A 12,780-nucleotide genomic window follows, 5' to 3' on the forward strand; every position below is an offset into this window, starting at 1 on the left:
CATGTTACAGGCTTTTAGGCCACAATCTGATGTCAGCGCACGGCTTCGCCGCCTCACAGCCGCAGCCCTGTGCGCGCTTTGTGCCGCCGGTAGCGTGCCGGTGAGCGCCAAAGATTATCCCGTGGACGACAGCTACAGCATTTCCCAGCGCTTCTATGCCTATCGTGATGAACATCCTGAGCTTAAAGAGCCGGTACTCTCCTTCACTGAAGGTCAGCAGGTGTTATTCGACCGCCGTTATAAAGTGGCAGATGACCGTGAACTGCATCTGGATGTATTTTTGCCCGCCGCCGGAAAAGCCAATGGTCAGGCAATTATGTTCATTCACGGTGGCGGCTGGCGTTCAGGCAATAAAAGCCATTTCTACCCGCTGGCGAATTTACTGGCTCAGCAGGGGTACGTGGTGATCACGCCGGAATACCGGTTATCCATGGAAGCGCAATACCCTGCCGGGCTTGAAGACATCAACGACGCACTGGCGTTTGCAAAAGAGCATGCTGCTGCCTGGGGATTCAACCCGACCAGAATTGCCCTGGGCGGCGGCTCTTCCGGCGGTCATATGGCCGCACTGGTTGGTAATACCGCCAACACCACCCTGTTTAAGGGTGAACATTCAGCAGACGCCGTGCGCGTAAACGCTGTCGTCGACCTTGACGGCGTGCTGGATTTCACCCACCCCTCAGCCCTTGCCAGTGAAAACAAACGCAAGGACAAATCTGCTGCCGGCATGTGGTTCGGCGGCGCGTATGAAACGCTGCCGGAACGCTGGGCAGAGGCATCCACCGCCAAACATATCGATGCAGACTCGCCGCCCATGCTTATCATCAGCAGCGGCCAGATGCGCTTTACCGCCGGCAAAGACGAAGTGCTCGACAAACTCAGCAGCCACGGCATTGCCAGCAAGTTTTATCAGTACGACAACAATATCCACACATTCTGGCTGTTTGAACCGTATCTCACAGAAACCGCAGAGCGGATCCACACCTTCTTAAGCCAGATAGCATCCGGAGTTAATCAATAATGGGTTTTCAAGCATCCCGACGCAATTTACTAAAATTAGCCGGCAGCAGCGCCGCCACCGCAGGTTTTCTGGGGTTATCAGGCTGCAGAAGTGTTACGCAAACCTTCACGCAACCTGTGGCCACCGGCGATTTCGACTGGAACGACGATGCCCGCCGCATCCGTCAACGTATCCGAGCACCAGAATTTCCGCCGCTGCATGTCAGCATTACTGAATATGGCGCAAAGCCAGCCGGTGAGAGCAGCAGTCAGGCAGATGCCACACAGGCTATCCGCGATGCCATCAGCGATGTGGCTGCGCAGGGCGGCGGTACCGTTGAAGTGCCGGCAGGCGAATTCTATACCGGTCCGGTACATTTAAAATCCAATATCAATTTTTATCTTGCCAAAGGCGCGGTACTGCATTTCATTCCCGAGCCTGAGCTTTACAAGCCTTATGTGTTCACCCGCTGGGAAGGCACTGAACTGATGGGCTATTCCCCGCTGATCTACGCCTTTGAAGAAACCAACGTGGCGATTACCGGCGAAGGGACACTGGAAGGCGGCGGCAGCCCGGAAAACTGGTGGCCGTGGAAAGGCAAATGGAAAGAAGCCAAATGGGGCGATCATCCCGTGGCAAACCAGAAATACACCCGCGATGTGCTGCGTCAGATGGCCGAAGACGGTGTGCCGGTGGCAGAGCGTGTGTTTGAAGAGAATTATCTGCGCCCGCCTTTCATTCAGCCTTACCGCTGTAAGAACGTGCTGATCTCCGGCGTGACTATCCGTAACTCCCCGTTCTGGCTGGTCAACCCGGTGCTGTGTACTAATGTGACCGTGCGGGATATTTACTGTCACAGCTATGGCCCCAATTCTGACGGCTGCGATCCGGAAAGCTGTACCGATGTACTTATCGAGAACTGTACGTTCGATACAGGGGATGACTGTATTGCCATTAAGTCAGGCCGTAATGCCGATGGCCGCCGCGTGGCACAGCCCTGTGAAAATATCCTCATTAACGACTGCACCATGAAAGCCGGTCATGGCGGTGTGGTAATTGGCAGTGAAATTTCCGGTGGCGTACGTAACCTGTATGCACAGAACTGCGAAATGAGCAGCCCGGATCTCGATCGTGCCGTACGCATTAAAACCAACTCTATCCGAGGGGGTCATCTGCAGAACCTGAACTACCGTCAGTTCCGTGTGGGTCAGGTAAAAGATGCCGTAGTGATTAACTTCTTCTATGAAGAAGGCGATGTGGGTGAGTTCACACCCAAGCTGGAAGATATCACCATCGAGAACCTGTATGTGCAACATGCCGAACGGGCTTTTGTGCTGCGCGGGTACGATCACACGCCCATTACCGGCGTGTCGCTGAAAAATCTGATATTCACGAAGGTTGATAAAAAATCCATAATTGAGAATATAGATAATATCTCTCAGCAAAATATCCGTGTGAACGGAAAAACCGTGGAACTCCCTGATGTCTAGAATATGTTGTTTGTTGTTGGTCGTACTGTTAGCAGGATGCAGCAGCGAGAAGCCGGAACGCTTTTTACCTGAATCTGTCACTGCTGATGCCATTGTGGCCAGTACCGCCATCGACGAAACACATTATTCATCCATACAGGAAGCCGTTAACGCCGCCCCGCAGGAGGGCGGCTGGACCATCGCCGTCGCGCCCGGGGAATATTACGAGCGCGTGGTGATAGATAAACCCGGCATCACCCTTATCGGTGCCGGTATGGATCAGACCAAAATTGTATTCGACCGCTACGCAGGCAAAGCCGTTACACGCGGCAGTGAAGAACACTGGGGCACCTCACGCAGTGCCACTGTGGAAATTATCCGTCCCGGCGTGCACATTGCTAACCTCACCATCGAAAACGGCTTCGACTTTTTAACCGAAGATGCCAGAGAAAGCAGCGACCCGGCCAGAGTGTCAGGTATGCAGGCAGTGGCCCTTAAAATTTCAGAATACACCGACAAAACCTTTATCGAGAATGTTGCCCTGCTCGGCTATCAGGACACCCTGTACGTGCGTGGCGGCCGCAGCTACTTCAAAGGCGGTGAAATACGCGGCAATGTGGATTTCATTTTCGGTGACGGCAATGCCTATTTCGATACTGTCAGTATCTATTCCCGTCCCAGAGGGAAAGACATGGACATCACCGGCTACATCACCGCCCCCAGCACGCTGATTTCAGATACCTTCGGCCTGACCTTCGTAAACTGCAAACTGCTGCGTGAAGAAGGCGTACCGGACAACTCCGTGCCACTGGGAAGACCCTGGCACCCCACCACCACCTTCGACGATGGCCGCTATGCCAACCCCTTCGCCATCGGTAAAGCCGTGTTTATCAACACCTGGATGGATGCCCACATCACCACAACCGGCTGGGCCTCCATGGGCGGTTCAACCAAAGAAGGCGGCAGAAAAGAATTCGACCCTATCAACGATGCCCGCTTTGCGGAATATGGCAGCAGCGGACCTGGCTACGCCATTAACGAACAACGCCCCCAGCTAGGCGTAGAAAAAATGGATATTTATAAGCGGTTTAATATTTTGAATGGTTGGGAGCCGGAACTTACCGCTACGCCCAAATAATCCACATCAACAAACAAGTTCCGCTGAGCAATTAGTGCTTAGCGGTCTATCTCATGCCATTTCTGTTAGTTGAAAAACAAAATGGCGGTAGAAGAAACTTGCTCCTTACGGCACACTGTGTGACCCTAATTTTTATCAGGAACACTCATGTCATTAAGCGTAAACAGTTATTTCGACGACAACGTAAAATCCATCGCCTTTGAATCTGCAAACGGCCCGTGCACCTCAGGTGTTATGTTGCCAGGGGAATACGTTTTCAGCACCTCTAAAGATGAACTGATGAAAGTGGTAGAAGGTGAGCTGATTGTGAAACTGCCCGGCTCAGACGAATTCCAGTCTTATAAAACAGGCACAGAGTTTAACGTAGCCGCGAACCAGTCTTTTGATGTAAAAGTGGAAGTGACTACAGCTTATCTTTGTTTTTATAGCTAAAAGTAAAAATCACAGGCGTAACGCCCGTTGCGCCTATACTCAATTCTCTCCGGACATACCCGACCTTCAAAGTTATTCTTTGAAACCACGACTCGAAAAACATACACTATGCCTAATAAGGAAGTTAGCGTAGTCAGTTCAATGCAAGTCAAAACCAACGTCATTAGCAAAGTACGCCTGCATAAACACATTACTATCGAGGATGATAAACGTGTGTTTGTTGTTGGCGATCTCGACGGTAATTTCACAAAGCTGAAATCAGAATTAGATAAAGTTGATTTCAACCCACAAGACGATGTATTAATAAGCTTAGGCGATATCATTGATCGCGGAAACGACAGCGCCAGACTCGTCGAATATATGCAGGAAATTAACGCCCATGTGGTGCTAGGCAATCATGAACACATGATGCTGGAAGCTTTAATGGGCAGGGACAGTTACGCCATGCGCCTTTGGGTGCAAAATGGTGGAAAGTGGCATTTCGACATAACAGACTTGAAAATTCTGATAAACATTTGTAACTGGCTTAAAAATCAGCAGTTGAGTATAACTTTAGAATACAGAGGAAAGCGGATAGGAATCTCACATACCCTGCCTACATCATGGGATTGGAACTGTTTCCCAAAGAAAACAGAAGAAGTTGTACACGCTTTACTATGGGATAGAAAACGATTCGTCAATAGAAAAAATGTAAAAAATGCGAACATCGATTACTCAATACACGGCCACAACTCGACAAAAAATATAGTATGGATTGATAATTCAGTGCATATAGATACCTCCAGCTTTGGAAAAATAACTTTACTAGGCCTTCATGAACTTCAAGTCTAACTCGCTTCTATTCTACAAACCCCTTGGTGTTTTCGTTGTATGATATCGTTGGAATAGTATCTAAAACTGTATTCGAAGAAATTTGAACATTTTCAACTTTACCAGCTACATTTCCGAATAATGTGACATGGATAATTGCTTTATCTTCAATTTCTGTGCAAACATTTGTTAGGAAACAATTCGTCATTTTGAAGTCCCTAGGCTTGAGATCACCATCAAATGAATCAGAATTTTGTAGCCAAACGACATAGTTAGAGGTTCCGATAACATTATTACTTGAAAAGTCACAGAGGCCATTTGTTCGAAGAGCATGATTCAGAAAGCTTTCATTTCTACTATTATCATTCCCCATTATGTCATTTCCTGTTACCCGTGAATAAAATTTGCCACGCATCGGGAAAAGTCTAGTCGCATCACCTACGAGTGAAGTGACGCGGATAGCATCAGGCTTCATGCAACAATCATAGACAACATCTTGACAAATTCGATTATTCATGACTAGGTAACCGCCACTTTCAAGCCAAATATGAGCCGGAAAATATCTTCTATCGGCATTTAATCTTTTAAAACCACAATTTTTAGAAAAATTATTTTTGACTAATGTTTGGAAACCAGCCCTGACGTAAATTGACTCAACTCCACAAGAATCGAAGTCACTATTAGCAATAGTGATATTTGTATTAACTTTACCCGCTTTTATGAAGGCATCATCACCCTCTGGAAAACCTTCCATACTAAAAACAAGGTCTTGAGGTAGCTCACGAAGTTGAATACCGGCTCTATCACCTTGTTTTTCGTTTGTATTATAGATGTCGGAAGCACCACATCTGATGAAACAACAAGAATCTACCTGGAAATTAGTAAGGGAGGTTCCAGATATGCCATTCCAAGTAGTGTCAATAAATGAGACATTACTAACCTTTGCATTCGTGCAGTTCCACAAAACTAAAGAATTGAGGTAGGAATTTAAATAACAATAATTCTCAATTCTAATGTTAACGGAAGGCTCATAATTTATAATTTCAACGTCGCCATTATGTCTGAAACAGTAACTCCCCCTAAAAATCGAGACTGAATACTCTTGGTTATCTCTATTTCCGTCAACAGACCATTGACCATGAAAAAAAACATTTCTTATATCATGTATTCTTATTAATGGCCAAAATCGCGAACCAGAAGATATCGCCAGACCGAAATCTATCCTTTTTATAACACCGCTGCCTAGAATTTCCAAGCAATTCAACTCATGAAAATAAATTGTTTCTGATACAATAAAACAAGCTTCAGAATTTTCACCTAGATTAATAGTTAGGCTATTGTTGGAGCGCATATGAAGAACATAAGATTTAATATAGATAGTGTCATCAGTTATACCATCTCCTCTAGCTCCAAATTGAAAAACATTCAAATCGCTAGACAAAGAGCGAAGATAGTAATGAGAACCAGATTTCGTTCCAACATATATCTTTTTTCCAAAATCAGTTACTTTGTGACTTTCTAAAGATGTCGAAATAATTAATTCATAAATATTACCACCAATATTGCTACCGCTATGGTAAGAATAAGTCAATACGAGCGAAAATTCAGAAAAATCTGAACCTTCTAGACGCAATATAAAATCAGAAATTGAATTGAAAAGAAAAACATTCTGGCTGGCATTTTCAATCGATTGTCTTGAAGAAGCTGGAATACTGTAGTATAAGGACATGAGTCCCGATATTTTAAATAAATGACGACGATCCATAACGTACTCCGTCTTGCTAAATTAAATGTATATTTCTCAGAAAATAATAGTACTATATATCGCGTTAATCATATTAGTTGTTACTTCGATTTTTAACTTGAGTTTATTTCAAGTGGAAAAATACAGTGCACTGATAGACAGGCATTACCTCGCGTACACTGTTAATGGCCACATAAAAAAACGACCTAAGTTTATCGAAAATAAAATTGAAGATTTTTTCTTAATGGACAAAGGTGTTTTTTCACTTGATATATATGCAAAATTAATAGTCATTGACTCAAATATAGAAAAAAATCTATCCTTATACGCAATTCTAGAGCACAAAAAAAATTACATCCTAGTAACACATAGAGTATTTATTAATAACAAATACAGAATTGACCAAGAAGAATTAGAAAAAAATATAAACTATGTTTTTGAAGAAGCTCCTTTTGAGGTAGAGACTCTAAAAATCGTACTACCAATATATCTGAAGAACAGAAAAAGAATTAATATTAGAAACAAAAAAAACCTGAATAAAATCTTAACTCTTGCAATGAGTCAAAAAAGGACGAGAGAAATAATTCAAGACTACATAGCCCCAAAAAATTAATATGAGATATGTAAACCAAGCCCAAGAAACTAAGGCAAACAAAAATTTTAAATTGTATCTTTCATTTGTCTTTATAATAAGTCCATGGCTTCATGGACTAGAATTATTAAGTGAAAAAATATTAATACTTTTAGTAATATTATTATCATTCTTACACTACATTATAAACTCGAAAAGATCAATTCTAAATAACTTCATTTTTACGAAAACACAGGTTGTATTTTTAGCTTACCTAATAAGTTCATCCATTTCCATCTACTTATATTCTGAATATGAAGTTACCAATAGTCGAAGAGTTTTTTCCCTAACACATAATATTGTAGAGATTGCTAGTGTTTTAGGATTGATTTTATTTTACTTGCTAATCAAGAATTATTGCGTTACGAAAAGAGAAATTAATAACATCCTGTTTCTTATCATTACAGGTATTTTTATTACAGAGATTTACTCAGCTTTTAATTATTATTTAGGGGGTAAACTCGCAATAGTTTCAGCAATTCCTCCTTGGACATATCAATGGAGTAAAGGCATTAGAGGAACCTTTAGTTATAAAAATCATTATGCTTTTTACATCTCTATATCAATACCCCTAGCATTATATTTGTATGAAAACGTATTTAAAAGCTATAAATACGGTCTAACTATAACTGCAACTTATGTTATCTTTTCTTTTTATATAATTTCTAACACAAGCAGTAGAGGAATTTTCTTCACACTAACAGTGACTTTATTATATATTTTTATTAGGACAAGAACGCTTAGTATTAAAAATAACTGTAAGAGAATAATAATAGTACTTCCTATATTGATCGCGATAATATCTTACTCTTCATTTATTGCAAGATTGTCAAATGACGGAATAAACGATAAAGGTAGAATTGCACTAATAGAAAACGGTTTTAATGTAGCTTCCAACAACCTATTGTTAGGGGTGGGAATCGGTAATTATCAATTTAACTATCAGTCGTTAAAATCATCTAATCTGAAAATTACAAAGATGTCCAAACGAGTACATAATGAATACATAGAATTTTTAGCTGAAATTGGTTTAATTGGGTTTTGTATTTTAGTATTTTCTGTATACAAATTTTTTAGCAATCATTTTAAGATAAACGAAAAAAGCAAATCAAAAATTTACTTAGAATCCCTACTTTTGATGATTTTCATACAAGCAATATTTGATGATGTATTTAGTTTATTGCTATTAGCAATCATCTTCTTTACAATACTTGCAGTCTATTCAAAAATTGATAGTGTAAATTACAACGGACTACATAGTAATGAATAAATTAACCCGAAGATACATAATTGTGTCATTTCCTATATACACTATTTGTGCCAATGTTAATGGAGAAACAATAAGCCATTTGTCTGTTGAATCGGCATATAATTACGACGATAACTTGTTCAGAAGTTCATCTGGTCTTAGTAAGTCGGATGATTCGATCTCTATCAAACCATTATTTGATGTAGAAACATTATATAGAAAACAACAAGTCAATTTCTCATATACGGGCGATTACAACAAGAACTCTTCGGTGTCTAGTGCAGATTATTATGATCATGATCTTGAGGGCGCACTTCGCTCATCTTTTACCGAAAAATTAAGTACTTTAACTAAAATTTCTTACAAGAATCTCCATGAAGAACCGGCTGAGATTACTCGAATTCAACAAGGTATTGAAGAGTATAATAGATATGAGCAAAAGGAAGCTAATATAGTAACCTACTACGGACGCAATGATGCTATCGGCAAGTTTACGTTTGACTATAGATACATTCAAAAAGATTATGAAAATGATAGATTTGCATATCTAAATTATGATTCAAATCATTACCGCATTAATTTCTCTTATCGGCTAGCTACAAATACACGAACTTATATCGAAGCGATAATAAACAAGAATGATTTTCAAAATGCAGATAGTATCGAATTAGATAACTCTAATTACATATATCGTGTAGGTGTTGACTGGCAATACTCAGAAAAACTAAACATAGCAGGAAATTTCGGATATCAAGAACGAGATTATGAACAAGAAAACCTAAACGATACAAGTGGTGTTTCTTATAATTTATCAGCAAATCTTGCTGTAAATAGCTATTCTAAGGTAAACATCTTGGCATCAAGAGAAAGTCTTGACTCATCAATCGAGAATGCTGGGGCCCTTATTCGAGATAAATATACTGCTGAATTCACGCACAAATTTACAAACAGATTGACTGCATCAATAAATTTTGGTTTCGTAAATGACGAATTAGCTTATACCACCTTAAGAAAAGATAAATTCTACGCTTTTGAGACTCAGTTAAATTACAATTTATTTACTGAAATGGATTTATTTATCAATGCTGTATCACAAAATAGAAATTCAAATTTTGCTTTAGCAAATTTTGATAATACTAGAGTATCTTTAGGATTTATCTATTCCATCTTTTAATTTAGCCAGAAAATAACTTTTCCATGAATAGTTTTCATGTCGCTCTATCTCTAGATATTGCTTACTAATTTGAAGTTTAGTAAGCCAATATCTAAGATTTTGAACTAAAGATTGCGAATATATTTCTCTTAAATAAAGAGAATATTTAGAATTCGGCTTTGTCAAAGGCATGTACATCCAACTTTTCTTTCCTTCTTCACTTGCTTTAATTATTTGTTTACCAAAATAAAATTCAACATCATTCAAAACAGAGTTAAAGACAGTTAATACTTTATTTGTAGTCACAAAATTGATTATCCAAGTTTTCTCTTCATCTGTCATTGCTGAAACAATAAGGTGGATGTCATAAAGCCAAATTATTTTCAACAAGTCACCTTTAGAGCGATGTAATGCATAATGGAAAATTGCATGTAGCAACTTATATTTATTATTGAATATAACAAAATCTAAACGACAAGTTTCTGTATTATCAAAATATGATAATTGCTTGGATAGCTTAGATAGAATGGGGGTGTTAAAAAGTTCAACATGTATGTCAAAATCGAAAAAATGACGCCCAACTCTCTTTCTAATAAGAATCTGACGAGAACCTTCATATGTAAAATATATTGAGTATCCCAATTTACTAAATAAATAAATGGTTTTTAACAAGTCTTCTTTCTGTACAAGTATGTCAATATCTGTTATTGGCCTTAAGTCAGGTTTACTATATAAACTATTTGCCATAGCAAAGCCTTTTAAGACGATATACTTTATTTTTGAATTATCTAAAGCATCTTTAAAAATTTTAAACTCAAAAGCATATAGTTTATTATAATTTGAGACATTTTTAAGACATAATAAATTGGGGTTATTGTGGTATAGCAAATTTACTAAACCATTCTGTCCAATGTTAGCAACTTCTGAGGGAGAGAGACTATAACCCAATCTTCTCCCTTCAGAAATGCTACGTGTGATTTCCACATCGATCATATTATTAACTAAGTTCTTTCTACTCTCCATAATATGAATCTTGGTAATAGTGATCCCCATAGTTACTCATCTTCTTGGTAGACGCATGTGTAAGTACCAATCCGGTGATATTCGCGTTCACACGCTCTAAACGCTTAATTGTCTCTTTGATAAAATTATTTTTGGTTTCAGAAGCTTTTACAGCTATAAGTGTCGCATCACTTAATTCTGAGAGTATCGCGCTATCTGTCACGGGCAATAAAGGTGGACTATCTATAACAATAAATTCAAATTGTGTTCTAAGGCTATCAATGAGCATTCTAAATTCATTAGTACTTAAGAACTTAGTTGGATTTTCAGGTATCGCTCCACATGTAAGAATAGACAATGAATCTTGATACCTTATAGCATCAAGTTTTTCTATTGGATTCTTCAGAGTAATAAGATCTGACACTCCGAAATTACTATTAAGGCTTAATCGCTTTGCAATACTTGGTTTTCTTAAATCTAATTCTAGTAATAATGTTGGCCCTATTTGGCTTAGGGATGCGGCCAAGTTTATAGCAAGTGTAGATTTTCCTTCTGCCGCTCGCGATGATGTTACAAGAATCGTTTTTGGTGGGCTGTCAAGGTTTTGAAGCAATATACCAGTTCTAATTGAATTAATACTTTCTGAAAAGAGACTCTTTTTATCTTTTAGATATTGAATTACAGTCTCTCTTTGCTCAGTTTTTCCTAGTAATGGCGTAATACCTACTACAGCTTTAGAGAAAGCATTTTCTAATTGGTCTGGTGTTGTGAATGTCTTAATTGTTGATTCATACACAAATATAATCAATATAGACAAGAAGATACCGACAAATGTAAATCCGATAAGTACTAGGATTGCTCTTGGCTTAACCGGTGTTAGAGGGACCGTAGCTCTATCTATAATTCTAATATTGGATGCGTCATAGTCTGATGTAATATCGGTCTCCATCAATCTGTTTAAGAATGATTCATATATCCTACGATTATTCTCGACTTCCCGCTCTAATCTAGTTAGCTCAAAAGTGTCAGATTGAAATGATTGTAGACTAGATTTTGTATCTTCTATTAGATTTTTTATATTTGAGACCTGTGACTGATCTAACCTGTACTGTTTTTCAATACTATCTTTGATCTTTTCTAGTTCTGCACTAAATGTCTTTTCGACAGAAGCAAAATCACTTCTAGCAGCGATCATCGCAGGATGTTTCTCGCCATACCGCTCACTTAATTCATTTATTTTTCTCTGAGAATCAGCCAACTCTTTTGAGATATCTTGCAAACCTCTATTTGAAAGTATTGTGCTAATAGAACCAACTTTACGACCGTCAGCAGATACTTTTCTCAACTCTTGGTAGATTTCAGTAGATTCCGATAGCTTTGTCTGAGCACGAATTAATTCTAAATTTAAATTTTGAAGTTGCGTATTCGCAATTCTGGATTGCTGCTCTGTATCAATCAGATCTTGTGCCAATCTATAATTTTTTAACTCTAACTCTGACTTCTGTAAGTTTACACGAAGATCTTCAGCTTGGTTGTTTAACCAAGTGGAAGTTGATTTTAAACGTTCCAATCTAGACTTTAATCCAAATGAAATATACGAATCAGCTATAGAATTAACAATTTCAGCAGTTTCCTCTGGGTATTTTGACTCATAGCTAATATTGATAATTTGTGATTGCTTCCCGCCTTCCACATCAAGTCCAGATTGAATACTCTGCGCAAGAGAAAGCCTTAATTCTTCGTCTGTCGGAAGAGAAAAGTTTTCATCTTTACCCAGAATTAACTTTATCTGTTGTAGTAATCCGTTATTATCACTTGTTGATATTGTTCTTTCTTTTTGACGTTCCACAAGTTCCAATTTATCTACAACATCTTCTGCCACTGTTCTAGATTTAATAATGTCATATTGTGTTTCATAAAAAAGAAACACCATTGAGTTCATTATATATTGATCACTCGCAGAAGAATTTGGCTGAATTGGATCAGCTTGAATAACTGCTGTTGCTTTATAGATGGGTGTCGCTTCTTTTAAATATAGTACGCTGAATGCTAACGCTAGCAGAACGGAGCAAACTATGAACCACTTACGTCTTAGTAGAATAGCTATGTATTCACCGATATCAATTTTGTTGCTACTGTTATCTAACATCAT

The 12,780-nt window shown here is 39.1% G+C and carries 11 protein-coding genes; 8 read left to right on the forward strand and 3 right to left on the reverse strand.

Annotation, left to right across the window (positions count from 1 at the left end):
- Position 1: 1 nt before the first annotated feature.
- From ACXAGC_RS07545 to ACXAGC_RS07565, 5 genes are all read left to right on the forward strand, one after another.
- On the forward strand, positions 2-1,021 hold the full coding sequence (locus ACXAGC_RS07545; protein WP_474843767.1) for an alpha/beta hydrolase fold domain-containing protein: 1,020 nt from the start codon (positions 2-4) through the stop codon (positions 1,019-1,021).
- Positions 1,021-2,490 carry a glycoside hydrolase family 28 protein gene (locus tag ACXAGC_RS07550; RefSeq protein WP_474843769.1) on the forward strand — a complete coding sequence of 490 codons (1,470 nt, stop codon included), beginning with the start codon at positions 1,021-1,023 and terminating at the stop codon, positions 2,488-2,490. The genes ACXAGC_RS07545 and ACXAGC_RS07550 overlap by 1 nt, the downstream gene beginning before the upstream one ends.
- Complete coding sequence (locus ACXAGC_RS07555; protein ID WP_474843771.1) at positions 2,483-3,607, forward strand: pectinesterase family protein; 1,125 nt, start codon at positions 2,483-2,485, stop codon at positions 3,605-3,607. The genes ACXAGC_RS07550 and ACXAGC_RS07555 overlap by 8 nt, the downstream gene beginning before the upstream one ends.
- Positions 3,608-3,754: 147 nt before the next feature.
- Positions 3,755-4,039: a pyrimidine/purine nucleoside phosphorylase gene (gene ppnP / locus ACXAGC_RS07560; RefSeq protein WP_303573489.1), complete on the forward strand. Its 285-nt coding sequence runs from the start codon at positions 3,755-3,757 to the stop codon at positions 4,037-4,039.
- A gap of 141 nt (positions 4,040-4,180) precedes the next feature.
- Positions 4,181-4,870, forward strand: coding sequence for a metallophosphoesterase (locus tag ACXAGC_RS07565; RefSeq protein ID WP_474843773.1), 690 nt, complete (start codon positions 4,181-4,183; stop codon positions 4,868-4,870).
- 7 nt (positions 4,871-4,877) lie between these two features.
- Here ACXAGC_RS07565 and ACXAGC_RS07570 read toward each other — a convergent pair whose 3' ends face one another.
- Entirely contained in the window at positions 4,878-6,614 is a 1,737-nt protein-coding gene (locus ACXAGC_RS07570) for a hypothetical protein (protein WP_474843775.1), read from the reverse strand.
- A gap of 112 nt (positions 6,615-6,726) precedes the next feature.
- On the opposite strand from ACXAGC_RS07570, the gene ACXAGC_RS07575 reads away from it, so the two are divergent.
- From ACXAGC_RS07575 to ACXAGC_RS07585, 3 genes are read left to right on the forward strand one after another with little or no spacing between them, the layout of a single operon-like run.
- Complete coding sequence (locus ACXAGC_RS07575; protein WP_474843777.1) at positions 6,727-7,206, forward strand: hypothetical protein; 480 nt, start codon at positions 6,727-6,729, stop codon at positions 7,204-7,206.
- 1 nt (position 7,207) lies between these two features.
- The gene (locus tag ACXAGC_RS07580; protein WP_474843779.1) at positions 7,208-8,494 is read left to right on the forward strand and encodes an O-antigen ligase family protein; all 1,287 of its coding nucleotides are present in this window, start codon (positions 7,208-7,210) and stop codon (positions 8,492-8,494) included.
- Entirely contained in the window at positions 8,487-9,647 is a 1,161-nt protein-coding gene (locus ACXAGC_RS07585; protein WP_474843781.1) for an outer membrane beta-barrel protein, read from the forward strand. The genes ACXAGC_RS07580 and ACXAGC_RS07585 overlap by 8 nt, the downstream gene beginning before the upstream one ends.
- Here the strand turns inward: ACXAGC_RS07585 and ACXAGC_RS07590 are convergent.
- Complete coding sequence (locus ACXAGC_RS07590; protein WP_474843783.1) at positions 9,621-10,679, reverse strand: nucleotidyltransferase family protein; 1,059 nt, start codon at positions 10,677-10,679, stop codon at positions 9,621-9,623. The genes ACXAGC_RS07585 and ACXAGC_RS07590 overlap by 27 nt on opposite strands.
- A complete protein-coding gene (locus ACXAGC_RS07595; protein WP_474843785.1) occupies positions 10,639-12,777 on the reverse strand; it encodes a GumC family protein in 2,139 nt (712 codons plus the stop codon). Before ACXAGC_RS07595 ends, ACXAGC_RS07590 begins: the two co-directional genes overlap by 41 nt.
- Between the last annotated feature and the right edge of the window lie 3 nt (positions 12,778-12,780).

The organism is Alteromonas sp. AWJ4_197, assembly GCF_056160285.1.

Excerpts from the sequence above, each read along its gene's own strand:
- ACXAGC_RS07545 (WP_474843767.1), top strand. The coding sequence starts at position 2 with ATGTTACAGGCTTTTAGGCCACAATCTGATGTCAGCGCACGGCTTCGC.
- ACXAGC_RS07550 (WP_474843769.1), top strand. The coding sequence starts at position 1,021 with ATGGGTTTTCAAGCATCCCGACGCAATTTACTAAAATTAGCCGGCAGC.
- ACXAGC_RS07555 (WP_474843771.1), top strand. The coding sequence starts at position 2,483 with ATGTCTAGAATATGTTGTTTGTTGTTGGTCGTACTGTTAGCAGGATGC.
- ppnP (WP_303573489.1), top strand. The coding sequence starts at position 3,755 with ATGTCATTAAGCGTAAACAGTTATTTCGACGACAACGTAAAATCCATC.
- ACXAGC_RS07565 (WP_474843773.1), top strand. The coding sequence starts at position 4,181 with ATGCAAGTCAAAACCAACGTCATTAGCAAAGTACGCCTGCATAAACAC.
- ACXAGC_RS07570 (WP_474843775.1), bottom strand. The coding sequence starts at position 6,614 with ATGGATCGTCGTCATTTATTTAAAATATCGGGACTCATGTCCTTATAC.
- ACXAGC_RS07580 (WP_474843779.1), top strand. The coding sequence starts at position 7,208 with ATGAGATATGTAAACCAAGCCCAAGAAACTAAGGCAAACAAAAATTTT.
- ACXAGC_RS07585 (WP_474843781.1), top strand. The coding sequence starts at position 8,487 with ATGAATAAATTAACCCGAAGATACATAATTGTGTCATTTCCTATATAC.
- ACXAGC_RS07590 (WP_474843783.1), bottom strand. The coding sequence starts at position 10,679 with ATGGGGATCACTATTACCAAGATTCATATTATGGAGAGTAGAAAGAAC.
- ACXAGC_RS07595 (WP_474843785.1), bottom strand. The coding sequence starts at position 12,777 with ATGTTAGATAACAGTAGCAACAAAATTGATATCGGTGAATACATAGCT.